The following is a 23,160-nucleotide window of genomic DNA, read 5'->3' as shown; positions in this document are numbered from 1 at the left end:
ATCGGCAATGCAGACAAGAACCGTAGTCACCGGGGGCGCGGGTTTCCTGGGGTCTCACTTGTGCGATCGGCTCCTGGCCGACGGACACCACGTCGTGGCCGTGGACAACTTCCTCACGGGAGCGCGTGACAACGTCGCGCACCTCGCGGACGCGGACGCCTTCGAACTGGTGACGGCCGACGTCTCGGAGGGCCTCCACGTGGAGGGACCGGTGGACGCCGTCCTCCACTTCGCCTCCCCCGCCTCCCCCGTCGACTACCAGAAGTTCCCGGTGGAAACGCTCAAGGTCGGCTCGTTCGGAACGTTCAACGCACTGGACCTGGCCAAGGCGAAGGGAGCTCGCTTCCTGCTGGCCTCGACGTCGGAGGTCTACGGCACCGCTCTCGTGCATCCGCAACCGGAGAGCTACTGGGGCAACGTCAATCCCGTGGGCCCGCGGTCGTGCTACGACGAGGCCAAGCGGTTCGGCGAAGCGGCGACGACGATGTACCGCGACTACTTCGGCGTGAACACCGCCATCGTCCGCATCTTCAACACCTTCGGGCCACGCATGAGGGTCGACGACGGCCGTGCCATCCCCAACTTCGTCGGCCAGGCGCTGCGCGGAGAGAACCTCACGCTGGCCGGCGACGGCACACAGACCCGTTCCATCTGCTACGTCGACGATCTCGTCGACGGTATCGTCCGACTCCTTCGCAGCGATCTGTCGGGGCCGGTCAACATCGGCAACCCGTACGAGATCTCCATGCTCGACCTGGCGCGCTGGGTTCAGAAGCTCACCGGTTCCGACGCGGAGCTGGTCTCCATACCCCGGCCGCAGGACGATCCCGAGGTCCGCAGGCCCGACATCTCCTACGCCGAGAGCGCCCTGGGCTGGACCCCGCGCACACCCGTCGAGCAGGCGCTGACCGACACCATCGCGTGGTACCGAACGCGGCTTGGCGGGGGCGCGGCCGAGGCCACGTACGTCGGCCACGGCGGGCGGGCATGAGGGAACGGGCAAAGGGCCCGGCGCCGGCGGCGCCGTTGCGCATCGCCCAGGTGTCGACGCCTCACGAGAGCACGCCGCCCGTCGCCTACGGGAGCATCAACCGCATCGTGGCGGACCTGACGGACGAACTGGTGGCCCGGGGGCACGAGGTGCACCTGTACGCCACCGGGGACTCCAGGACCCGCGGAGTGCTGCACGCCGCGTTCGACTTTCCCGATCCCGCGTTCGTCAACGTCGGGCAGGACTGGATGCACGCGCTGTTGAGCATGCGGGACATCACCGGCTTCGACGTGATGCACAACCACAACCTCTTCAGCGGTCAGGCCGCCAGCTTCGCCGCCGACTGTCGTGTCGCGCTGACGACCGCGCACTTCTTCACCTACCGGGACCACGATCTGACCGGGCGCATGGGCGACGCCGGCTACGTCGTCCAGTCACGCTCGCAACTGCGGCGCATGCGACACCTGAAGGTCGTGGGGGTCGCGCAACCGGGCATACGGGTCGAGGAGTACCAGCTCGACCGGGGCCATGACGACTACCTGTTGGCCCTCGGTCAGATCGGGGACCACAAGGGGGTCCGCGAGGCGATCGATGTCGCCCGCCGAGCCGGGGTGCCGCTCGTCATCGCCGGCCCGGTGCCTCCCTGGCACGAGGACTACTTCCAGCGGATGATCAGGCCCTGCCTGGGGCAGGACGTGCAGTTCGTCGGCGAGGTGGGCGGCGAGGTCCGGCTGGAGCTGCTGCGCCGGGCCCGTGGTGTGCTGATGTTGTCCAAGGGACCCGAGACCTTCGGCCTGGTCTGCATCGAGGCGATGGCCTGCGGCACACCGGTGATCGTCACCAGCCGGGGCGCTCTTCCGGAGGTGGTCGTCGACGGAGTCACCGGATTCGTCGCGGACACCGAGGAGGACCAGTGCCGTGCGGTGCACCGGCTCGCGGAGATCTCCCCGGATCGATGCCGGGCGCGCGTGGAGCAAAACTTCACGGTCTCCCATATGACGGACCGGTACGAGGAGATCTACCGGGATCTGCTGGATTCCGCATGAGGCGTCATGCGCTGTGCTGTGATTCTGATTCTTCTGGGCAAGGGGGTTGTCTGTGATGGTGGTTGACGTGCGGAAGCTGACGGAGGAGGGCTTTCTCGTACTGCCGGGATTCCTCGACGAGAGCGCCCTCGCGAGCGTCGGAAGGGCGGTCGAGGGGTTCTACGCCGAGCGATCGGCCGAGTCCGGGGCCGGCGAGAAGGGCGGCGAGGAGAGCCCCTGGCGCACCTTCGTGAGTGGGCCCCTCTACCACGAGGAACTGGACGACCTGGCCTTTCACCCCAGCTACGCGCAGTGGGCCCGCGAGGTCTTGGGAACCGACGACGTGCGGCTCACGAAGTACAACGTGTGGCGCAAGACGGGTGGACGGGCGGACTACGAGCAGGTTCTGCACCGTGACTACCGGGACCAGGACCTACTGACCCCAACCGGTTCGGGAGCTCCGTACCAGATCGCGTTCCTCACCTACCTGGACGACGTGACCCCCGGCAACGGCCCGACTGCGGTCGTGCCCCGTACCGCGGCCCCATACATCGCTCCCGAGATCACCGAACTGGACCGGGCGACGAACGCGCGGGTGTACGCCCAGGAGCGACTCCTGCGGGCCGGGCGTGGGGACACCCTCGTTCTGCCCACCGACACCTGGCACCGCGCGACGGACCTGACCGAGCCCGGTGCCGTCCGGACGATGTTCACCGTCATGTTCCGCCGGGCGGACGCGGAGTGGTGCGGACAGCGGAGCTGGCCCAGCTACGCGCACCTGGAGGGCTTCCAGCGGCTGGTCGGCCGGCTGGACGACGAACAGCGCCGCCTGCTCGGCTTCCCCGCCGCCGACTGGAACGGATGGACCGACGAGCTGCGGTCTGCCCTGGCGCGCCGGTATCCGCACGCCCGAACCTGACCACGACACGGGAGGGAAAGCTGTGGCCATACACGCGGACGGCGCGCCCATCGACGTGACGACCCTGCTCAGGGCAGCGCACACGGACCGGGAGCGCCCCTGGCTCTTCGTGTCTCCGCACCTGGACGACTGTGTGCTGTCGGCCGGGGGGACGCTGGCCGCCGCCCACCGTGCCGGCGTGCGCACGGTGGTGGCCACCGTGTGCGCGGGCGACCCGGCACGGCCCGTCGAGTCACCGTTCGCCCGCCACCTGGTGGGCCTGTGGGGGCTGGGAGCGGACGGTCCTGTCGCGGGCCGTCGCGCCGAGGACGCTTCGGCCCTGCGGGAGGTCGGCGCGCGCCCGGTGCACCTGCCGGTGCCCGACGCGGTCTTCCGCACCACCCCGGGCGGCGAGCCCCTCTACCCGACGGTGGAATCCGTCTTCGCGGGCGCTCCACGGGAAGACGACCCGGCCGTGCGGGACGCGCGGCGCGAGCTGGCGCGGGTCGTCTCGGACCTGGAGCCCTCGCTGATCATCGGCCCTGCCGGTATCGGCCGGCACGTCGATCACGTGCTGGTCAGCACCGCCCTGACCGCGGTGGTCGGCGCAGGCGGGCCTGATCTGGTGTTCTACGAGGACCTGCCCTACGCGGCCACCGGTTCGGCCGAGGTGGCCGGCCGCTTCCCAGTGCCGCTGTCCTTCACGGAGGCGGACTGGGAGGCCAAGTCGGCCGCGGCGGCCCGCTACGCGTCCCAGCTTCCCGCAGTGTGGCCGGACACCGACGCGCTGGCGGAGCTACGGGCTCGCGCGGAGGTGGTCGGCGCGCGCGCTGATCTGCCGGCCGAGCGTCTCTGGTGCCCGGAACGGCTCTGGTGGGCGGTTCAGGGCCACGCGGCGATATGAGATCCTCGATGGGTGCCCAGAATTATCGCAGGTAGCCGCGGGAGTCGCCGCATCACTGTTCCGCGTGGAGCGGAAACGCGCCCCACGGCGGACCGGGTGCGAGAGGCCATCTTCTCCACTTTCTATTCCCTGCTGGAGATGGAGGGCGCGCACGTCATGGATCTGTACGCTGGCTCCGGCGCAGTCGGTTTGGAAGCGCTTTCCCGGGGCGCTGGGCACGCCGTCTTCGTGGAGAAGTCCCGCCATGCGCTCGACGTGCTCCGGGGTAATATCTCGGAACTTGACTTTACTGATTCCTGTCATGTCGTTCCAGGTGACGTGCTGGGTTGGCTTTCCTCGCCGGCGGACCCCAAGGACCTCGTGTTCATGGATCCGCCCTATGCGAAAACGCCTCACGACGAGCTCGTACTGCTTTCCGAGAACGGGTGGCTGACTCCGCACGCGGTCGTCGCCGTCGAGCACTCCCACCGCAGTGACCCGATTCAGTGGCCGAAGGGTCTGGAGTCGCTCAAGGTACGGCGATACGGGAACACAGCCGTTTCCTACGCCCGATTCGGAGGCTAAGTGATGCTCAGGGAAACCGATCTGGACTCCCCGGTGCGGGACCGTATTCACCTCACCAGCCTCCCCGGGGTGGTGGACCGTCTCCTCCAGCACTGCCACGACATCGGCGCGCCGACGCTGACCGGCATTCGGCGTACGGGGGACTCGGTGTTCTGCGACTTCGAGGGGAGGCTGTCCCAGTTGTTGCCGCTGCGTATGTTCTCCACGCTCTCGGTGGTGCTGGACGAGGCGGAGCACGCCCGGATCGGCGGCTTCGCCGACGCGCTGGCCACGCTGGAGCGTTCGGCCGCGGGCGGGGTGATCAGCACGCTGTCGGGCCCGCCGGCCTACCGGGTCGACGACATCGAGGGGCGCGGCACCCTCATCGAGGGCGTCGGCGGCAAGCTGGGCTGGGTGAACGCCCCCAGGGCGTGGGACGTCAACATCACCGAGCACGACCGGTGCGTGCTGGCCGAGGTCGGGGCCATGCACCGCTCGCGCCGCTACCCGAAGCTGCACCGCATTCCCGCCTCGGTCAACCCGGTCGTCGGCAGCCTGCTCGTCCAGCTCGCCAAACCGGGGGCCGAGGACACCGTCTACGACCCGTTCTGCGGCTCCGGGACACTGTTGACCGAGGTCGATGCCGTGGACAGGGGGGCGTGCCTGCTGGGCACCGACATCTCGCTCAAGGCGCTCGAGGTGGCCGGTCGTAATCTTGAGCGGGCGCGGCGCCCCTGCCTGCTGGGTCAGGCCCGGGCGGAGGCCCTGCCGCTGGCGGACCACTCCGTGGACCGGGTCATCTCGAACATGCCGTTCGGCAAGCGAGTCGGCTCGCACGAGGTCAACAGCCGCCTCTACCCCCGCTTCCTCGCGGAACTGGCCCGAGTACTGCACCCCAAGGGCCGCGCGGTCCTGCTGACCGAGGACAAACGGCTGCTCCAGCAGGCGGTCCAGGAGACCCGGCGCATTCACGTGATCAAGGAGGTCCAGGTCACCAGCGGTGGGCTGCACCCCACGGCCTACGTCATCGAGTACACCCAGAAGTCCCGTCGCGTGGACCGCCGCCGCAAGCGCCGCGGCGAGAGCTGACGCGTCTCCCGGAGCGGCCGGCCCCGGGTGCCGCCCCGACGTCAGGGCCCGACGCGCTCCCCCGCCAGGAGGACGACGACCGCGCCGGCCATGTCGCCGGTGTGGCTGATGGATACGTCGATGGTGATGCTCCGCTCCTGGCACCATCGGGCGATCTCACCGTGCAGATGGAGTCGGGGCACGCCGGCGTCGCCGTACACCACCTCGATCTCACGGAAGGAGTGCCCGGGGGCGCCGCCCAGGGAGCCGGCGGCCTTGACGAACGCCTCCTTGGCCGAGAGCACCCCGGTCAGCCAGACGTTGGGGTCGGGGCGGGTGTGGCAGTGGGCGCGCTCGCCGGGGCTGAACAGCGCGCTGCTGTGGCGCAGTCGTGGTCGGTCGCGTAGTTCCGCGACGGACTGGAGGTCGAATCCGGTGGACAGCGTTCGTGCGGGGACGGGTGAGGAAGGCACGCTGGGATCCTCGTACGGTCGGGGCCGGGCGCCGGCCACGCCCCGGGCCGGGAGCGCCCGCGCCGGACGGGGGGTCCACGCGCCGTGATCCGGTGCGCGCGGCTGGCCGGCCGCGCGTCCGGAGGCGCGGGGCCGGGCGGACGGGAGCGGTGGCCGCGCCGGGGCCGGAGGAGCGCCGGGGCCTCAGCGGTTCGCGGGGGCGGACCAGTCCGGGGAGCGGCCGAGCGAGGTCAGGATGAGGTCGAGCGGGGGGCCGTCCGGGCGGGTGGGCAGGGCGGGACGGAAGAGCGCGGTGGGACTGAGGCGACGCTCGTCGTCCGGCACGCGCAGCGCGATGGCGCTCGCGGCGCGCAGCGTCTCCTCGTCCAGTTCCAGTGACACCCCGAGCGTGCGGGCCACGTCCCAGCCGTGGACCACGTAGTCCAGGAAGTGGAATCCGATCGCCAGGGAGGCGGGGAAGCGTCGGGTGGCGCTGATCTCGGGGAGCGCGAACTCCGCGCTCAGCACGTCGGGTCGGGCGAAGGCGTGCAGGGCCACCTCGGCGGCGGCGCAGTACGTGGCGAGCGGATCGTCGCCGAGTGCGCTGGGTCGCCAGTCGGCGAGGTCCGCGCCGCCACCGGTGGCCGAGGCGGCGAATCCGTGGTGCTGGCCGGCCATGTGCGCCACCAGTTCGCGCAGGGTCCAGTCAGCGCAGGGGGTGGGCTGGTCCCAGTCGCGCGAGGACGCCTGGCCGAGGATGCGCACCGTCTCCAGCACAGCCGTCCGGTCGAGCTTGCGGATGTCCACGCGGCCCCCTTTGGTCGAGCGATGACTGTCGAGACAATAGCACGACCGTCCGTTTAGTTATGGGCGCAGACGGGTCCGGCCGTCGATGGCCGGACCCGCGCGCGAGCCCCGCCGTTCGCTACGCGTTCGCCTCCGCCACCTGGGCCTCGATGAAGCGGGCGAGCCGGCGCACGCCCTCGACGATCTGGTCCGGGGCCAGGGAGCTGCACGAGAGTCGGAGTTGGTACTCCCCGCCGCCGTCAAGGAAGAAGTCGGACATCGGGGTCCACAGCACACCGAAGTCCTGCGCCGATCGTTCCAGCGCCTTCACGTCGGCCGGGAAGGGTACGTCCACGACGAGGAAGAAGCCGCCCGTCGGTTCGTTCCAGCCGACCCCCAGTGCCTGCCGCCGCCCGGCGGGGAAGTGCCGCTCCAACTCCTCCAGGACGGTCGACAGGTTGGTGCGGTAGTGCGCGATGGCTCCCGCGTTGGCCTCCCGCAGCCGGCAGCCGGAGGTCACGAGCAACCCGCCGATGACGGCCTGGCTGATGGCCGAGGTGTTGACCGTCGTCATGCTCTTGATCTTGGACAGCTCGTCGGCCAGCAGTGACCGCCGCCCCGTGGCGTCGATGACCTCCTGGTCGGCGACGACGTACCCGACCCGCGCGCCGGGCAGCGCCGTCTTGGCGAAGGAGCCCAGGTGCAGCACCCGTCGCCGCTCGTCCAGCGCCTTGAGCGTGGGCAGCGGCGAGCCCGCGCGGACGAAGAACCCGTACGGGTCGTCCTCCAGGATCAGCAGGTCCTCCCGCTCGGCGAGCTCCAGCAGCTGGTGGCGGGCCGCCAGACTCATGCTCGCCCCCGAGGGGTTGGCGAAGTCCGGCACCACGTACAGGGCCCGTGGGCGCTCGCCGGCCTCCCGGCAGCGACGCACGGCGGCCAGCACCTCGGCGGGGTCGGGCCCGTGCGCGCCCTCGGGGACCGGGCGCACCGCGATGTCGAGCAGCCGGGCGGCTCCGGTGACACCGACGTAGCAGGGCGAGCTGACCAACAGGGTGTCCTCAGGGCGGGCGAACAGCGCCCGCAGCGTGATCAGCATCGCCTCCTGGCAGCCGGTCGTGACGACCACCGCTTCCGGGCTGACGTGGATGCGCTCGTCGTTGGCCAGGGTGCGGGCGATGAGGTCGTGGATGACGCCGTTGGTGCGCCCGTACTGGAAGAGCTGGGTCCGCACCCGCTCGGGCGTCCAGCCTCGTTCGCTCTCCAGGTAGTCGGTGTAGGCGCGCAGGTAGCGCGGCAGGTCCTCGACCTCGAAGGCGCCCTCGGCGGGCCGGCCGGGGGCGAAGGACAGCGCGTCGGGGAAGCGGGCGACGACCTCGTTCAGGAAGTTCATCGCGTCCAGCAGCGGATCGCTCAGCGCCCCGTGCAGGTCGCCCAGGGCCAGCGGGCGCGCCGGGGGCGCGGGGGCGGTGGTCTCGGTCATGGTTCAGCCCTTCGCCTCGGTGCCCGACAGGGCGGTACGCAGATAGGCGGCGACCCGGTCCACGGCGTGACGGCCCGCGGGGACCGCGCCGGCCATGGCGAAGAAGCCGTGGGTCACTCCCGGGTAGCGGACCGCTTCGGCGCGGACCCCGCTCTCCCGCAGGCGCGCGGCGTAGCTCTCGCCCTCGTCGCGTAGGGGGTCGTACTCGGCGGTGATCACCAGCGCCGGGGGCAGCCCGCCGTGGTCGGGGGCGCGCAGCGGCGAGGCCAGCGGGTGCCCTCCGTCGTCGGCGCTGGTCAGATAGTTGTCCCAGTACCAGCGCACCGACTTGTCGTTGAAGAGCAGCGGGTCGGTGATCTCGCGGCGGGAGGGGGTGTCGGCGAGGTAGTCGGTGTTCGGGTAGACGAGCACCTGGGCACGCAGCTCGGGCCCGCCGGCGTCGCGGGCCATCAGCGTCACGGCGGCGGCCAGGTTGCCGCCGGCGCTGTCGCCGGCGACGGCCAGCCGGGCGGGGTCGCCGCCGAAGCGGGCGGCGTGTTCGGCGACCCAGCGCAGGCCGGCGAAGCAGTCCTCGGGCGCCGCGGGGAAGGGGTTCTCGGGGGCGAGGCGGTAGCCGACGCCGACCGTCAGGCAGCCGGTGGCGTTGGCCAGGGCGCGGCAGATGGCGTCGCCGGTCTCCAGCGAGCCCAGCGTCCAGCCGCCGCCGAAGTAGTAGACGAGCACGGGCAGCGGGCCCTGCCCGGCGGGGCGGTAGAGGCGGACGGGCAGCGGGCCGGCCGGACCCGTTATGGACTCGTCCAGGACCTGTTCGACCGGTTCGGGGGTGCCGGCGTCGGCCTGGACGGCGGCCAGGTCGGCGGCCCGCGCCTCGGCGAGCGTCATGGTGTACAGGGGGCGGACGGCCTGGGCCGCGCGCCGGTCGTACAGGGCCTGCGTGTGTGGTTCGAGGGGCATGGTCTCTCCGTGTGGTGGTCGCGAGCCGGGTTCGTCGCTCGCGGGGCACCGCCGGCCGGTGGTGGCGGGCGGCGTCAGGGCGCGTCGGGCAGCAGGGACGGGTCGGTGGCGACGCCGCGCAGGCGCGCGCGGATGCCCTTGGTCGCCTTCTGGTAGCTGGTGTTGTTGTGGTGCAGGACGGACTCGGCGTTGGCGGTCTCCAGGAGGGCGACGAGCTCGAAGGCGAGTTGGGGGATGTCGGTGTCCTCGCGGACCTCCCCCGCCCGCCGGGCCTGGTCGATGGCCGTCTCCAGGAGGGAGAACCAGTTGCCGTGCGCCGTGGTGACCGCGTCGCGCACCTTGCCCTCGCGGGCGTCGTACTCGGCCGAGACCGAGTAGAAGAAGCAGCCTCCCGGAAAGACGCGCTGCTCCGAGTAGGTGAGCCAGTTGCCGCACAGGTGCCATATCCGCCCCAGACCCGCCGGCAGGTCGCGGGCCGGGTGCACCACGTGCTCGACGTAGATCTTGATGGCGGTCCGCACCGTGGCGAGTTGCAACTCCTCCTTCGAGCCGAACAGGGCGAACACGCCGCTCTTGCTGAGGCGGAGTTCGCCGGCGAGGCGGCCGAGCGAGAGCCCCTCCAACCCTTCGACCGATGCGATGTTGACGGCTCTTTGGAGGATCAACCGCCGCGTCTGGTTTCCGCGTTCGATCCGTCCGTCCGTGTGCGTCGTCGCCAAGGGACACCTCCTCGATGCTCCCACCTGGGGTCTGCGTCATGGTCGAACCGACCAGCCGCCCGACTAAGTGGACGACCGTGCGGACATGTGGGAGAGTTCGGTTAGTGTACGCCCGTGCGGTTAGTTGGCGTACAGGGTCGAAGCACGCGACGCGAGTGACGACGGGGGGATGCACCAGTGGAGTTGACGCTCTACGAGTACGAGACCGCGGCCAGGGAACGACTGCCGCGACCCGTGTGGGACTTCCTGGCGGGGGGCAGCGGGACCGAGTCGATGCTGGTCAGCAGCCGGGAGGCACTGGACCGGATCACTCTGCGCCCCAGGTGCCTGGTGGACGTGTCCCACTGTCGCGCGCAGACCGCGCTCCTGGGAGCACCCCTACCGGCCCCCCTGGGTATCGCCCCGATGGCCTATCATCAACTCGCCCACCCCGAAGGAGAGTTGGCGACAGTGCGTGCGGCCGGCGAGAGCGGCACGCTTCTGACGGTCAGCATGTTCGCCAGCCGCACCCTGGAGGAGATCGCCGCGGCGGCCACCGGGCCCCTGTGGCTCCAGCTCTACTGGCTGCGCCGGCGCGAGCCGCTGCTCGACCTGATCCGACGGGCCGAGGAGGCCGGGTACCGCGCCCTGGTCCTCACGGTCGACGCGCCTCGGGTCGCCTACCGCCCCCGCGATGTCCGCAACGGCTTCACCGTGCCGGAGGGCATCCGCGCGGTGAATATCGACCCGGCCGTCATGGCCGCCGCCCATACGGCCAGTGCCGGCGAATCCGCCATCGCGCGACATTCGCGGGAACAGTTCGACTCCTCGATTACCTGGAAGGACCTGGCCTGGCTCAGGGAACGCACCGACCTACCGCTGGTCCTGAAAGGCGTACTCACCGCCGAGGACGCCGAACTTGCCGTGGAATACGGCGTTGACGCACTTGTCATCTCCAATCACGGCGGCCGACAACTCGATTTCGCGACGCCCGCGCCCGACGCGGTCCCGGAGATCGCCGAAGCCGTGGCAGGGCGCTGCCAGCTGATCCTGGACGGCGCCATTCGCCACGGCGCCGACATCGCGAAGGCGCTATGCCTGGGCGCGGACGCGGTGTTCGTCGGACGGCCGGCACTGTGGGGTCTGGCACACTCGGGCAGCGACGGCGTCGCGGCCGTCCTGCGCACGCTCATGCGGGAGTTCGACGAGGTGATGGCCCTGATGGGAACTCCGGACGTCCACGCGTTCCGACCCTCGGGTATTTCACGGAAATGATCTAGAAAGGACAGCGGATCACCCGATCCCATTCCCTTTCACCGCGCTGGATGAAAGGGCGGTTCGACGTGCCCGCTGTCAATTGCGGAACGTGTTGTGCATGTTATAGGGGTTCGCGAAGAACTCCGCTTGATTACTCAATGGTAGTGAGCAACGATGATTCTGCGCCGCCGGGGGGAAAGAAGGCGGCCGGCACATCCGAAACCACCAGTGGACGGCGTCGTGCCATCGGGGGTTTCGGTAGTTCGACATCTGCTACAGGGGAGAGATTCCGGTGGGGGAAGCTGGTAGAGCGGCACCCGAGCGGCCTGATTGTGGTGGACGGGCCTGGGTCGATGACGTACTGCTCGGAGGAAACGAACAAGAAATCGCTCTCCATCTGGGCGACCCTGTCAGCCGCGCGGAGCTGCGTCAGCTCGTCGCGCACGAACAGGAGCGCCTCCAGGCCGCCGGGCTGACCATGGGAGGCTCGCTGGCCGTACGCGTGCCCCCCTCGCTGAGCTGTGTGGTCACCATGCTGGCGGGCTGGCGCCAGGGCGCCCAAGTCGCGCTCCTGGACTACCGGTTGACCCCGTACGAGGTGGACGAGGCCCTGGCGCGGCTCGCGCCGCAGGTGGTCGCCGAGCCGACGGAGAAGGTCACCGGCACGCTGCGCGGATACGTCGACGTCACCACGCGGGTCACCGCGCTGGACGCCGGCCGCCCCGCCGACACCCCGCACATCCTGCTCCAGTTGAGCTCCGGCTCGACCGGCCCCTCCAAGGTCATCGGCCGCACGGTCGAGAGCCTGCGCACCGAACTCGATCGCTACGCCCGGCTCGACGGCTTCCCCGCCCAGGGCGAGCGCACCGTGGTGCTGGCCTCGATCATCCACGTCCTGGGCCTGGTCGGCGGGCTGCTGCACGGGCTCGCCGCCCGCGCTCAGGTGGTCCTGCCACGGACGCAGACGCTGGAGGGCATCCTGCGCGCCGTCGCCGCCGGCCCGGAGCCGACCACCCTGCTCGGCGTCCCCTCCCAGGCGGCGGTCCTGGCCGCCGCCCAGACCCCGCCCCGGCTCCCGCAGCTGCGCCGCATGATCGTGGGCGGCGAGCTCGTCAAGGCCGGCGTCCGTGAGCGCTTCACCCGTGGGTACGGCGCCGAACTCGGCGTCATGTACGGCATGACCGAGGCGGGCGTCATCGCGACCGACCTGACCGGCGCGAGCAGTCCCGGACTCACCCCCGTGCACGGCCTGCCGGTCCGTGTCGAGGACGGCCAGATCCTGCTCGGCCTGCCGGCCAGCCCGTATGTGGGGCGCACCGACCGGACCCGGTTCGTGGACGGCTGGCTGCGTACCAAGGACGCCGGCGAGCTCGACCCGGACACCGGGTTGCTCACCGTGCACGGCCGGCTGGACTCCCAGGTCTCGGTCGGCGGCCTCAAGGTGGACCTCACCGAGGTCGAGGCGTCCATCTCCGCGCTGCCGGGCGTCACCGACGCCGTGGTCGTGCACGGCACCGGCATCGAGGCCTTCGTGACCGTGCGGGAGCCCGGCGTGTTCGACGCCCTCACCGACTCGCTCGCGGCCCGCCTGGCCCCCTACAAGAGGCCGCGCACCCTGCACGTCCTGCCCGAACTGCCGCGCACCGCCACGGGCAAGCCGGTGCGCAACGCGGAGGTGCTGCGCGCGGCGGTGCGCTCGGCGTCCTCGGTCTGAGCCTCAGATGACCTCGGCCGCCGGGACCCGGCGTACCTGGACCCGCGGGCTCGCGCCCGTACCCCGGTCCACGGCCACGCCAAGGACGTAGCGCCCCCCGCCCACCAGGGCCGCCGACGCGGCCAGTTCCGGCTCCCCGGGCAGTGGGCGCGGCGTCCAGTCACCCTCGGGCGGCCACTGCGGCGCCAGCGGCACCCGGCGGCTCATCCCGCCGCGCCGCAACCCCCGCCCTCGCGCCTTGCCCACCGATTCCTTCTGCGTCCACAACCACAGGAAGGCCGCCGAGCGTGCGTCCTCGGCCAGGCCGGTGACCCACTCCGCCTCGGCGGGGTGCAGCCAGGAGCGGGCCAGTGCCTCGGCCCGCAGCTCACGTACCACCTCCACGTCCACCCCCACCACAGCCCGGTCGGTCACCGCGACGGCCAGCGCTCCCCGCGCATGGGCCAGGCTCACCCGCAGTGCCGCACCGGCCCCGCCGAGGACCGGGCGACCACCGGGTTCGTGGTCCAACCAGAGCTCCGACGAGGGGACGCGCAGCCTTCGCGCTGCGGCCCGCACCACCAGGGTGTGCGCCAACCGGCGCTCGTCCCCGTTCGTCGTGCACCACAGCACCGTCACCGTGTCCGGGGCCGACCCCGGGTGCCCATCCATGAAGAGGGAGTCAATCAAATGTCCGCAGAGGTTGAGAAGTTCGTCATCGAGGCCCTCGACAACATGAACTACGACGTCACCGAGGTCACCGGCGACACCCCGCTCGGCCCCTCGGGGCTGGACCTGGAGTCGCTGTCGGTCGCCGAGATAGCCATCCAGGTGGAGGACACCTACGGCGTGAAGTTCGAGGAGGACGAGATGGAGTCCGTCGCCCTGTTGACCATCGCCGGCCTGGTCAAGGAGATCGTCCAGCGCGCCTCGGCGACCGCGGCCAAGTAGGGCTCCACCGACGTCGATCCGCCCGCGACCACGTGCGCTGCCGCCCGTGGTCCGCGGGCGGGAGCGGCGAGCAGGTCGCATGCGACAGGGACGATCGAGAAAGCGAAGTCACCGGCAATGAATCCGAAGAACGAGCGCGCGCAACTCGCGGCCGACCAGCAGTTGGGCGTCGGCAACGTCTTGACCACCCTTTTGGACAAGGGCACCGGCCTCGCCGACCCGACGCTCACGTTCGACACCGAGGTGGACGGCCACCCGGCCTGGCAGGCCCTGTCGCTGGCCGACCTCGGGCAGCGGGTGGCCGCCCGCGCCGCGGCGCTGCACGCGCTGGGCGTACGCCCCCGGGACCCGGTCGCCGTCTGGTCGACCGCCGCGGCCGACCAGGTGCTCAGCTACCTGGCGCTGGTGCGGCTGGGCGCGATCCCCGCCCTCGTCAACGGCCGGCTGCCCGCCGAGCAGGCCAGCGAGTACATCGCCCGGCTGCGAGCCGTGGGCGTGATCGCCGACGCCGCGCACCGCCAGGCCCTGGCCGGGGTGAGCAGCACCGCGACGCATCTGGCCGACCCGGCCGAGCTGGGCGCCGGCGAGCCCGCCGAGGCGCCCGCGCCCTACCGGCACCACGGCAGCGAGCCCGTCGTCATCACCCACTCCTCGGGGACCACCGGTCTACCCAAGGCCGTCACCCACTCGCACCACAGCCTCTTCGCGGCCATCCGGCACCGCCTCTCGCTGCCCAAGGGGCAGGGACTGGAGCGGATGCTGGGCGTGCTGCCCTCGGCGCACGCGGCGACCGTCATCGCCGTCAACCTCGCGCTGACCAACCGCACCCAGCTCGCCGTGCTCTCCCAGCAGGACGGCGGCCCGGTGCTGGACGCGATCGAGCGCTGGCAGCCGCACAGCGTCCTGGGCTTCGCCACCACCTGGTCGGAGCTGGCGGGCGCGGACCTGAGCACACGCGACCTGTCCTCCATCCGCACCTGGTGGAACACCGGCGACTGCGCGCACGAGGCCCACGTGCGCAAGCTGGTGGCCGCCGGCACCCGCGAGGCCGTCACCTCGCAGGGCCGCGTCCGCCGCCCCGGCTCCTTCTTCGTCGACGGCCTGGGCTCCTCGGAGATGGGCCACTCCCAGTTCTTCATCACCCACACCCCCGACACCAGCCGCTACGGGCGGTGCATCGGCAAGCCGCACGCCTTCTCCGACGTGGCCGTCATGGACGACGCGGGCGAGCGCCTGGGCCCCGGCCGGGTGGGGCAGTTGGCGATCAACGCGCCCACCCTCTCGCTGGGCTACTGGAACGACTCGGTGACCACCTACCGCACCCGCAGGGACGGCTACTTCCTCACCGGTGACCTGGTCTTCCACGACGAGGACGGCTACTACTACCACGTCGACCGGGCGGCGGACGCCGTCGACCTGGGCGACGGCGACAAGCTCTACACGATGCTGTGCGAGGAGCGCGTCCTGGCGGACTGTGCCGACGTGTGGGAGTGCACCGTGGTGGCCGTGCCCAGCCAGGGCCGGGTCATCACCTCGGTCCTGCTGGTCCTGGACCCGGGGGCCGACCAGGACGGCGACCGCACCAGCGAGGTGCTGGCCGCTCTGGAACCGCACGTGGCCGCCACCGTCGAACGCGTCGTGGTCGTGGACCCGGACCGCATCCCGCTCGGGGCGACCGGAAAGGTCCGCAAGTTCCTGCTGCGCCAGCGCTTCCTGGACGGCGAACTGCTGGGCCGCGAGAGCTCCACCGGGGCGGTGGCGGTATGAGCGCCGGCGCCGCGCACCCGCGCCCGGTGGTCACCGGGCTCGGCACCTTCACGCCGCTGGGCCGGGGCGCGGCCGACCTCTTCGACGCGCTCTGCCGGGGCACCTCCGGGCTGCGCCGGCCGCCATCGGGCCACCTGCTGGAGGGGACCGTTGGCTCGGCCGGCATCGCCCCGGACATCGCCGCCCGCGAGGTGCTGCCCCCCAGTGAGGGGCGGCTGGTGGACCGGTACGCCCTGATGGCGCTGGCCGCCGCCGACGACGCGCTGGCCGACGCCGGCCTGGTGGTGGGCCAGGACGTGGACCCGCACCGGGTCGCGGTGGTCGTCTCCAGCGGCGCCGGCGGCCTGACCACCTACGAGGAGCAGACCCGGGCACGGGCCGAGCGCGGGCCCACCGCCGTCAGCCCCTACCTGCTGCCCGGCATGCTGCCCAACATGGCAGCCGCCCGGATCGCCATCAAGACCGGTGCGCGCGGCTGGAGTTCGGCCATCGCCACCGCCTGCTCGGCCGGGGCGCACGCCGTCGCGGAGGCCGCCCGGCTGATCCGCTACGGCGAGGCCGACGTCGTCATCTGCGGCGGCGCCGAGGCCCCCCTGAACCCGACGTCGGCCCTGGCCTTCGCGCACGCCCGCGCGCTGGCCAGCGGCTGGGACGACCCGGAGCAGGCCAGCCGCCCCTTCGACCAGCGTCGCAACGGCTTCGTGCTGGCCGAGGGCGCGGGCGTGCTGGTCGTGGAGCGCGCCGAGCACGCGGACGCCCGGGGCGCCGCCGGCTACGCCGACCTGCTCGGCTGGGGCGCGACCACCGACGCCTACCGCCCGACCGCGCCCCGACCCGACGGCGAGGGCGCCGCGCACAGCATGCGCGGGGCGCTGGCCACCGCCGGCCTCACGCCGCGCGACATCGGCTACGTCAACGCGCACGGCACGGCCACCAAGCTGGGCGACATCGCCGAGACCAAGGCCGTGCGGGCGGTCTTCGGCGACCACGCGCCGGCCGTCAGCAGCACCAAGTCGATGACGGGCCACCTGCTGGGTGGCTCCGGCGCGGTGGAGGCGGCCATCTGCGCGCTGGCCCTGACCCGGGGCGAGCTGCCCCCCACCCACAACCTGGACGAGGTCGACCCGCGCTGCGACCTGGACCACGTACGGGGCGGGGCTCGACAGCAGCCGGTCGAGGCCGTCATCTCCAACTCGTTCGCCTTCGGCGGCCACAACGTCAGCCTGCTCCTCGGCGCGGCGAGCACCCGGAAGAAGCAGCCGGTCACGACCTTAGAGAAGGGCTCATCCGCGTGAACATCGGAGCTGTCGACCACGTCGAGTTCTACGTCGGCGACGCGCAACAGTCGGCGTTCTACCTCTGCACCGCGTTCGGATTCCGGCTGTGCGGCCAGTCCGGCCCCGAGACCGGCCGACCCGACCAACGCTCCCTGCTGCTGCGCCAGGGAGACATCGACGTCGTGCTCACCTCCGCGCTGACCCCCGGGCACCCGGTGGCCGAGTACGTGGCCCGCCACGGCGACGGGGTGGCCAACATCGCCTTCGCGGTGGACGACGCGGAGCACGCGTTCGCGACGGCCACCGAGCGGGGGGCCGTGGCCGTCGAGCGGCCGGCCACCTTCCGGCGGGCGGGCGCCGAGGTGGTCACCGCCTCCGTGCTGGGCTTCGGCGACGTCGCCCACCGCTTCGTGCAGCGCGGCGGGGACCGGAGCGACTTCCTGCCCGGGGCGATGGACATCTTCACCGAGGACCCCGACCCCAGTCAGCAGTCGCTGACCACCGTGGACCACGCCGCGATCTGCCTGCCCGCCGGCCAACTGGGTCCCACCGTCGCCTTCTACGAGCGCGTCTTCGGCTTCCGCCAGATCTTCGAGGAGTTCATCGAGGTCGGCGAGCAGGCCATGGACTCCAAGGTGGTCCAGAGCCCCTCGGGCCAGATCACCTTCACCCTCATCGAGCCGGTGACCGACCGCCGGCCCGGCCAGATCGACACCTTCCTGGCCAGCCACGGCGGCGCCGGCGTGCAGCACCTGGCGCTGCTGACCGACGACATCGTGGCCACCGTGCCCGCCCTCGAAGCCCGCGGCGTGCGGTTCCTGGACACCCCCGACGCGTACTACGACGAGCTCACCAGCCGTCTCGGCAGCCCCGACCTGCGCGTCGAGGACCTGCGTCGCACCAACGTGCTGGTGGACCAGGACCACTGGGGTCAGGTCTTCCAGATCTTCACCCAGTCCCCGCACGTACGGCGGACCTTCTTCTGGGAGGTCATCGACCGGCACGGCGCCCGCACGTTCGGCAGCGGCAACATCAAGGCCCTCTACGAGGCCGTGGCCCGCGAGGAGGTGACGGCCTGAGCCAGGCCGTCACCCCGCCGCCCCGCACCCGCACCCCTGGCACGTAAGGAATCCCGTGACTGTTCAGGACGCAGCCGCCTTCACGCTGACCGACGAGGAGCGCGCGCTCCTGCCCTCCGACGAGGACGTCGCCGCCTACGCCGAGCACGGCTGGTATCTGTCGAAGAAGCTGTTCACCGACGAGGAGACCGAACTCCTGGTCTCGGCCAGCGAGCGCTTCTACGGCGGACACCGCGACCGCACCCTGCCCACGCGCCCGCCCAAGCTCGCCTACTGGGAGCCGGAGCACGGCGCCGTGCAACGGCACAACGACTACATCCACTACGAGGACGAGACGATCGGCCGCGTCCTGCGCAAGCCGCTGCTGGGCGCGGTGGCCGCCCGGCTGGCCCAGGCCGAGGCGATCCGGGTCTTCCAGTCCACGCTGATCTACAAGCCGCCGGTGGCCGGTGAGCCCTCGAACGTCGTGCCCTGGCACTTCGACCGGCACTACTGGGCCAACTCCACCTCGGAGCGGATGCTGACCGCGTTCATCCCCTTCCACGACTGTGACGAGGAGATGGGCACCATCACCATGGTCGACGGCAGCCACCGGTGGCGCGAGACGGCGGCCAACGACGCGACGTCGCTGCACTTCGCCGAGCGCGACCGGAGCGAGCTGGACACCATGTTGGAGGAGAACGCCCGGTACAACGGCGTCGAGGTGCGCAAGATCCCGATGCGCATACCGCGCGGCCACGTCAGCTTCCACCACTGCCGCACCTACCACGGCAGCGGCCCGAACGTGAGCGACCGGCCGCGCCGGGCCATCTCCTTCCACCTCCAGGACGCCGACAACCGCTACCGCGCCTTCACCCGCTCGGACGGCACGCCCGTCTCGTACAACCACGACGTCCTGGTGCGCAGGAACGCCGACGGCACGCCCGACTACGGCGACCCCGAGTTCCTGCCGCTGCTGTGGAGCGGCCGTTGACACACCCGCGCACGCGGAGCCGCACCGCTCCCGGCCGGGTGCCCCGCCCCGTGCCCCCGTGGCGCGGGGCGGGGCACCCGGGGCGCACCGCGCGAGCGCGGGCCCTCCCCCACCCATGCGACCAGAAGCGAGCCCAGCCGATGCGGACCCCGCCCCCCACCACCCCACCGCCCGCCGCCCCGGGGCGCCCGTGAGCCGCGCGGCGCCGCTGGTCGGGGCGGCCCTGAACGCGCTGGCCCGCCCGGCCCCGGGGCTGGCGGGCCGGGCGGCGTTCGCGCTGTTTCGCTATCCGCTTCGGCGCGGCGAGGTGCTGGCGCGCGAGCGCGCCGTCCACGAGCGGGCCAGCGTCGAGGAGTTGACGGTGGCTGGCAAGCGCGTGCGCTGCTACCGGTGGGGTACGGGTCAGCGTCCGGTGCTGCTCGTCCACGGCTGGCAGTCCCGGGCCTCGCGGTATGCCGGGTTCGTGCCGCGCCTGGAGGCGCTGGGCCTGACGGCCGTGTCCTTCGACGCGCCGGGCCACGGCGACTCGGCGGGGCGGACGACGACGGTGCTGGAGTACCGCGAGATCATCGGCGCGCTCCAGGAGCGGCACGGCGACTTCCACGCGATCGTCGCCCACTCGCTGGGCGCCACCAGCGCGTTGCTGGCGCTGCGCGGTGGTGTGCGGGCGCGGCGGCTGGTGACGGTGGCGGCGGTCAAGGACTTCGACCACTTCCCCGACGCCTTCGCCCGCCTGCTGGGCCTCTCGCCCGGTCTGCGGCACGATCTGCGCGAGCGGATCGAGCACCGGCTGTTCGCGCGGGTCGGCGACCCGTGGGCGCTGTTCGACGCGACGCGCGCGAGCGCGGAGATCCAGGTGCCGATGCGGGTCATCCACGACGCGGACGACGCCATGGTGCCCCTGGCGCACGCCCACGCGCTGCGGGCGGCGTACGGCGAGCGGGTGGATCTGGTCATCACGCACGGTCTCGGCCACCGGAAGGTGCTCGGCGAGACGGCGGTCATCGACAGCGCGCTGGAGTTCATCGGCGCGGCCCCGGACCTCCCTTTAAAATAAACGCACGATCGTTTAGTTTTGCCGGGCGTCGGGTGTCGACCGTGCGCCGACGCCCCGCGCGACCACGACCTCTGCGCGTTCGCTGGCGAAGGGACCCTCCCGCATGACCACCGCCTCACCCCACTCCCCCGACGTCGGCCCACCCGCGGGTGACGCGTCGGGGGGCGAGCCGTCGCGGCCGGACTCCCCCCAGGGCGCCGCCACGGCCAAGCTCGCCCTGCTCGTCGCGTCGGGCGCCACCTTCCTCGCGGTTCTCGACACCACGATCGTCAACATCGCCTTCTCCGACCTGCGGGCCGACTTCCCTGACGCCTCGCTGTCCCATCTGACCTGGATCATCACGGCGTACACGGTGGTCTTCGCCGCGTTGCTGGCCGTCGCCGGCCGCACCGCCGACGTGATCGGACGCAAGCGGCTCTTCGTCTGGTCCACCGTGCTCTTCACCCTGGCCTCGGCGCTGAGCGGGCTGGCGGTGGGCGTCCCGATGCTGATCGGGGCCCGCGCGCTGCAGGGCGTGGCGGCGGCGGGCATGATCCCCTCGGCGCTCGGCCTGGTGCTCCAGCACACGCCCGCCGCCCGCCGGCAGGTGGCCCTGAGCGTGTGGGGCGCGGTCGGCAGCATGGCCGCCGCCGTCGGTCCGAGCCTGGGCGGCCTGCTGGTGGACGTCTGGGGGTGGCGCAGCGTCTTCCTGATCAACCTGCCGATCGGGGCGGCCATCGCCGCCGTCGCGGCCCGGCTGGCCGGCGACGCGCCCAGCGGACGCCGGCTGCCCGACCCGGCGGGCACCGTCGCGTTGGCCCTGGGCGTCGGCGGCGTCGTCTTCGGCGTGACGCAGGGCACCGAGTGGGGCTGGGGCAGTGCCCGGGTCCTTGGCCTGCTGCTCAGCGGCGCCGTCCTGCTCGGGGCGGCCCTCCTCACCTCCCGGCGACACCCGGCGCCCGCGATCGAGTGGGACCTGTGGCGCAGCCGCACCTTCGCCGCCACCAACGTGGCCTCGCTGCTGTTCGGCGCGGCCATGTACGCCTACCTCCTGAGCACCCTGCTGTTCCTGAACGCCGTGTGGGGCTACTCGGAGCTGAAGGCGGGCCTGGCGGTCACGCCGGGAGCCTTCGCCGCCGCCGTGGGAGCCACCGTGGTCGGCCGCCGGGTGGGCCCGCAGGCGCAGTGGGCCGCGGTGGCCGTCGGCTCCGCGCTCTTCGGCGCCGCCTGTGCCGCGATGTACTTCCTGCTCGGCACCGAACGCGAGTACCTGGCCCTGTGGCTGCCCATCGGCGTGCTGGCGGGCCTGGGCATCGGGGCGGCCCTGACGGCGATCTCCAACGCGGCCACCGCCTCGCTGGAGCCGCACCGCTTCGCCTCCGGCTCCGGGCTGCTGATGACGACACGTCAGGTCGGCGGCGCGCTGGGCATCGCCGCCCTGGCCGCGATCCTGGAGCGCCACAGTCCCCTGGACGACCAGGGCTATCTCCAGGTGTTCCTCGCCTGCGCGATCGGGTCGCTGGCCGCCGTGGGCGCCGCGCCCGCGATCCGCTCCCGGGTGGCGGGTCGCCCGTAACACCCGTACCGCTAGCGGGAGTTCCCGCTGTGTCCACGACACGAGAAGAGAACGCCATGCCGCCCATCGATCGATCCGACCGCGCCGTCGTCCGCGCCGAGCGCTCGCTGCTGAGCGAACTCCAGCCGGTGGTGGCGGACAACCTCCACCGCCACCTGGACGTCGCCAAGGAGTGGTTCCCGCACGAGTACATCCCCTGGAGCGCGGGGCGGGAGTTCGACGGGCCGCTCGGCGGGCAGGAGTGGACGCCGCAGGAGGCCACTCTGCCCGAGGTGGCCCGCACCTCGCTGGTGGTCAACCTGCTGACCGAGGACAACCTCCCCGGCTACCACTTCGCGGTGGCCGAGTTCGGCAAGGACGGGCCGTGGGGCACCTGGGTGGACCGCTGGACGGCGGAGGAGGCCCGGCACGGCGCGGCCCTGCGGGACTACCTGCTGGTGACCCGCGCCGTGGACCCACGCGCCCTGGAGCGCGCCCGCATGGCCCACATGTCGGCCGGCTACGACCGCCCCGACGGCTACAGCGCCCTGCACGCCATCGCGTACGCCGCCTTCCAGGAGCTGGCCACCCGCATCTCGCACCGCAACACGGGCCGGGCGAGCACCGACGCGGTGTGCGACGCGCTGCTCGGCCGGATCGCGGCGGACGAGAACCTGCACATGGTCTTCTACCGCAACCTGGTCGAGGCCGCCTTCGAGCTGGCGCCCGACACCACCATGGCGGTCGTACGCGACGTCGTCGTCGGCTTCGAGATGCCCGGCTCCACGATCAAGGACTTCGGGCGCAAGTCGGCGGAGATCGCGCTGGCGGGCATCTACGACCTACGGCTGCACCGTGACAACGTGGTCCTGCCGATCCTGCGCAAGCTCCAGGTCTTCGAGCGGTCGGGCTTCGGTCCGGCCGGCGAGGAGGCCCGGGAGGAACTGGCCGTGTTCCTGGAGCGCCTGGACGCCAAGGCGGCCTCCTTCACCACCCGGCGCGAGGGCATCCGCGCGGCGCGCGCCCGCCGCGCGACGGCGGCCGTCTGAGCAACCGCCTTCGGCCCGGCACGACCCGGGGGGCCGGCGTCGTGGGCGCGACCGCCCGCGACGCCGGCTCCCCGTGCGCCGGCTCCCCGTGCGTCGGCTCCCCGTGCGTCGCCTTCACGTCGCCCCGTGGACGCCGGCGCGGGCAGCGGCAGCGGCCTCGCGACGTGCCTGGTCGCCGGGCCGTGGCGGGTCAGTCGAACCAGTCGGGGTCGGCGGCGTCCAGATACGCCGCCAGGACGGCCGGATCGCGGTGGGCCTCACTCAGCAGCGCGCCCAGGCTCCGCAGGGCCTCGGCGTCCGTGCCGTACGCCGCGAACATGCCCGCCTCGCAGTCGTAGGCGACCCGCTCGGCGAGCCGCGGCTCGCGTGCCTGTATCGCCGCACGGGCGACGGCCTCCCAGTCGTACCCACCGCCCTGGTGGCCGCGCGCGTCGAACGCCTCGGCGGTGGCGCCCATGTGGTCGTCGCTCAGAATCAGCCCGTAGCGCCCCGACCCGGGGGCGTACGCCAGGAACACCAGCGGCGCGAAGCTCTCGCGGTCGGTCGGCTCGGTCACGTCGGTCGTCATGCGGCCATCGTAGGCGGGGGGTACGACATCACGGCCGGTCACCGGCCCGGCCGGCGACCGCGAGACGTCCCGTGCCGCGCGGGGCTCCCCCCGGCTCCCCGCGCGGCGCGGGCCCGCCGCCCTCCCCCAGTCTCTTATACACAAAAACGAGCCCAC

The 23,160-nt window shown here is 72.1% G+C and carries 23 protein-coding genes; 16 read left to right on the top strand and 7 right to left on the bottom strand.

Going from position 1 to position 23,160, the window contains the following annotated elements; genetic code table 11:
• The first annotated feature begins 7 nt into the window (after nucleotides 1–7).
• The 6 genes from ACFVFR_RS09325 to ACFVFR_RS09300 all read left to right on the top strand — a co-directional run bounded on the left by ACFVFR_RS09325 (nucleotide 8) and on the right by ACFVFR_RS09300 (nucleotide 5,450).
• On the top strand, nucleotides 8–991 hold the full coding sequence (locus ACFVFR_RS09325) for a UDP-glucuronic acid decarboxylase family protein (protein ID WP_383699123.1): 984 nt from the start codon (nucleotides 8–10) through the stop codon (nucleotides 989–991).
• A complete protein-coding gene (locus ACFVFR_RS09320) occupies nucleotides 988–2,037 on the top strand; it encodes a glycosyltransferase family 4 protein (protein WP_383699121.1) in 1,050 nt (349 codons plus the stop codon). Before ACFVFR_RS09325 ends, ACFVFR_RS09320 begins: the two co-directional genes overlap by 4 nt.
• Nucleotides 2,038–2,104: 67 nt before the next feature.
• Nucleotides 2,105–2,935, top strand: a complete 831-nt coding sequence (locus ACFVFR_RS09315; protein ID WP_383699119.1) for a phytanoyl-CoA dioxygenase family protein — start codon at nucleotides 2,105–2,107, stop codon at nucleotides 2,933–2,935.
• Between the two features lie 22 nt (nucleotides 2,936–2,957).
• Complete coding sequence (locus ACFVFR_RS09310) at nucleotides 2,958–3,818, top strand: PIG-L deacetylase family protein (RefSeq protein WP_383699117.1); 861 nt, start codon at nucleotides 2,958–2,960, stop codon at nucleotides 3,816–3,818.
• Nucleotides 3,819–3,830: 12 nt separating this feature from the next.
• The gene (gene rsmD / locus ACFVFR_RS09305; protein WP_383699115.1) at nucleotides 3,831–4,382 is read left to right on the top strand and encodes a 16S rRNA (guanine(966)-N(2))-methyltransferase RsmD; all 552 of its coding nucleotides are present in this window, start codon (nucleotides 3,831–3,833) and stop codon (nucleotides 4,380–4,382) included.
• A 3-nt stretch (nucleotides 4,383–4,385) separates the two neighbouring features.
• Nucleotides 4,386–5,450 carry a TRM11 family SAM-dependent methyltransferase gene (locus ACFVFR_RS09300; RefSeq protein ID WP_383699113.1) on the top strand — a complete coding sequence of 355 codons (1,065 nt, stop codon included), beginning with the start codon at nucleotides 4,386–4,388 and terminating at the stop codon, nucleotides 5,448–5,450.
• A gap of 41 nt (nucleotides 5,451–5,491) precedes the next feature.
• Here the strand turns inward: ACFVFR_RS09300 and ACFVFR_RS09295 are convergent, their stop codons facing one another.
• The 5 genes from ACFVFR_RS09295 to ACFVFR_RS09275 all read right to left on the bottom strand — a co-directional run bounded on the left by ACFVFR_RS09295 (nucleotide 5,492) and on the right by ACFVFR_RS09275 (nucleotide 9,820).
• Nucleotides 5,492–5,902 (bottom strand): holo-ACP synthase, encoded by a 411-nt coding sequence (locus tag ACFVFR_RS09295; protein ID WP_383699111.1) that lies wholly within the window; start codon nucleotides 5,900–5,902, stop codon nucleotides 5,492–5,494.
• A gap of 183 nt (nucleotides 5,903–6,085) precedes the next feature.
• Nucleotides 6,086–6,688, bottom strand: coding sequence for a TIGR03086 family metal-binding protein (locus tag ACFVFR_RS09290; RefSeq protein ID WP_383699109.1), 603 nt, complete (start codon nucleotides 6,686–6,688; stop codon nucleotides 6,086–6,088).
• Nucleotides 6,689–6,806: 118 nt separating this feature from the next.
• Nucleotides 6,807–8,147, bottom strand: coding sequence for a PLP-dependent aminotransferase family protein (locus ACFVFR_RS09285; protein WP_383699107.1), 1,341 nt, complete (start codon nucleotides 8,145–8,147; stop codon nucleotides 6,807–6,809).
• 3 nt (nucleotides 8,148–8,150) lie between these two features.
• Nucleotides 8,151–9,101: an alpha/beta hydrolase gene (locus tag ACFVFR_RS09280; RefSeq protein WP_383699105.1), complete on the bottom strand. Its 951-nt coding sequence runs from the start codon at nucleotides 9,099–9,101 to the stop codon at nucleotides 8,151–8,153.
• Between the two features lie 74 nt (nucleotides 9,102–9,175).
• Nucleotides 9,176–9,820 carry a TetR/AcrR family transcriptional regulator gene (locus ACFVFR_RS09275; protein WP_383699103.1) on the bottom strand — a complete coding sequence of 215 codons (645 nt, stop codon included), beginning with the start codon at nucleotides 9,818–9,820 and terminating at the stop codon, nucleotides 9,176–9,178.
• 177 nt (nucleotides 9,821–9,997) lie between these two features.
• On the opposite strand from ACFVFR_RS09275, the gene ACFVFR_RS09270 reads away from it, so the two are divergent.
• Nucleotides 9,998–11,074: an alpha-hydroxy acid oxidase gene (locus tag ACFVFR_RS09270; protein WP_383699101.1), complete on the top strand. Its 1,077-nt coding sequence runs from the start codon at nucleotides 9,998–10,000 to the stop codon at nucleotides 11,072–11,074.
• A 274-nt stretch (nucleotides 11,075–11,348) separates the two neighbouring features.
• Nucleotides 11,349–12,770, top strand: a complete 1,422-nt coding sequence (locus ACFVFR_RS09265) for a class I adenylate-forming enzyme family protein (protein ID WP_383699099.1) — start codon at nucleotides 11,349–11,351, stop codon at nucleotides 12,768–12,770.
• Nucleotides 12,771–12,773: 3 nt separating this feature from the next.
• On the opposite strand, the gene ACFVFR_RS09260 is transcribed toward ACFVFR_RS09265, so the two are convergent.
• Nucleotides 12,774–13,421, bottom strand: a complete 648-nt coding sequence (locus ACFVFR_RS09260; protein ID WP_383699097.1) for a 4'-phosphopantetheinyl transferase family protein — start codon at nucleotides 13,419–13,421, stop codon at nucleotides 12,774–12,776.
• Nucleotides 13,422–13,439: 18 nt separating this feature from the next.
• On the opposite strand from ACFVFR_RS09260, the gene ACFVFR_RS09255 reads away from it, so the two are divergent.
• From ACFVFR_RS09255 to ACFVFR_RS09220, 8 genes are all read left to right on the top strand, one after another.
• Complete coding sequence (locus ACFVFR_RS09255) at nucleotides 13,440–13,700, top strand: acyl carrier protein (protein ID WP_383699095.1); 261 nt, start codon at nucleotides 13,440–13,442, stop codon at nucleotides 13,698–13,700.
• Between the two features lie 117 nt (nucleotides 13,701–13,817).
• Complete coding sequence (locus ACFVFR_RS09250; protein WP_383699093.1) at nucleotides 13,818–15,467, top strand: AMP-binding protein; 1,650 nt, start codon at nucleotides 13,818–13,820, stop codon at nucleotides 15,465–15,467.
• Nucleotides 15,464–16,762 carry a beta-ketoacyl-[acyl-carrier-protein] synthase family protein gene (locus tag ACFVFR_RS09245; RefSeq protein ID WP_383699091.1) on the top strand — a complete coding sequence of 433 codons (1,299 nt, stop codon included), beginning with the start codon at nucleotides 15,464–15,466 and terminating at the stop codon, nucleotides 16,760–16,762. Before ACFVFR_RS09250 ends, ACFVFR_RS09245 begins: the two co-directional genes overlap by 4 nt.
• Nucleotides 16,759–17,823 (top strand): 4-hydroxyphenylpyruvate dioxygenase, encoded by a 1,065-nt coding sequence (gene hppD, locus ACFVFR_RS09240; RefSeq protein ID WP_383699089.1) that lies wholly within the window; start codon nucleotides 16,759–16,761, stop codon nucleotides 17,821–17,823. Before ACFVFR_RS09245 ends, hppD begins: the two co-directional genes overlap by 4 nt.
• A gap of 55 nt (nucleotides 17,824–17,878) precedes the next feature.
• On the top strand, nucleotides 17,879–18,796 hold the full coding sequence (locus ACFVFR_RS09235; protein WP_383699087.1) for a phytanoyl-CoA dioxygenase family protein: 918 nt from the start codon (nucleotides 17,879–17,881) through the stop codon (nucleotides 18,794–18,796).
• Nucleotides 18,797–18,986: 190 nt separating this feature from the next.
• Nucleotides 18,987–19,853 (top strand): alpha/beta hydrolase, encoded by an 867-nt coding sequence (locus ACFVFR_RS09230; protein WP_383699085.1) that lies wholly within the window; start codon nucleotides 18,987–18,989, stop codon nucleotides 19,851–19,853.
• A gap of 103 nt (nucleotides 19,854–19,956) precedes the next feature.
• Nucleotides 19,957–21,408: an MFS transporter gene (locus ACFVFR_RS09225; RefSeq protein ID WP_383699083.1), complete on the top strand. Its 1,452-nt coding sequence runs from the start codon at nucleotides 19,957–19,959 to the stop codon at nucleotides 21,406–21,408.
• 29 nt (nucleotides 21,409–21,437) lie between these two features.
• On the top strand, nucleotides 21,438–22,436 hold the full coding sequence (locus ACFVFR_RS09220; RefSeq protein ID WP_383699081.1) for an acyl-ACP desaturase: 999 nt from the start codon (nucleotides 21,438–21,440) through the stop codon (nucleotides 22,434–22,436).
• A 190-nt stretch (nucleotides 22,437–22,626) separates the two neighbouring features.
• On the opposite strand, the gene ACFVFR_RS09215 is transcribed toward ACFVFR_RS09220, so the two are convergent.
• Nucleotides 22,627–23,004: an Imm51 family immunity protein gene (locus ACFVFR_RS09215; RefSeq protein WP_383699080.1), complete on the bottom strand. Its 378-nt coding sequence runs from the start codon at nucleotides 23,002–23,004 to the stop codon at nucleotides 22,627–22,629.
• Nucleotides 23,005–23,160: the final 156 nt, after the last annotated feature.

The sequence above is a fragment of the Streptomyces sp. NPDC057702 genome (genome assembly GCF_042799315.1).
Classification (GTDB): domain Bacteria; phylum Actinomycetota; class Actinomycetes; order Streptomycetales; family Streptomycetaceae; genus Streptomyces.
The sequence above is the reverse complement of the archived record's forward strand: the minus strand, read 5'-3'. Positions and strand labels throughout refer to the sequence as shown.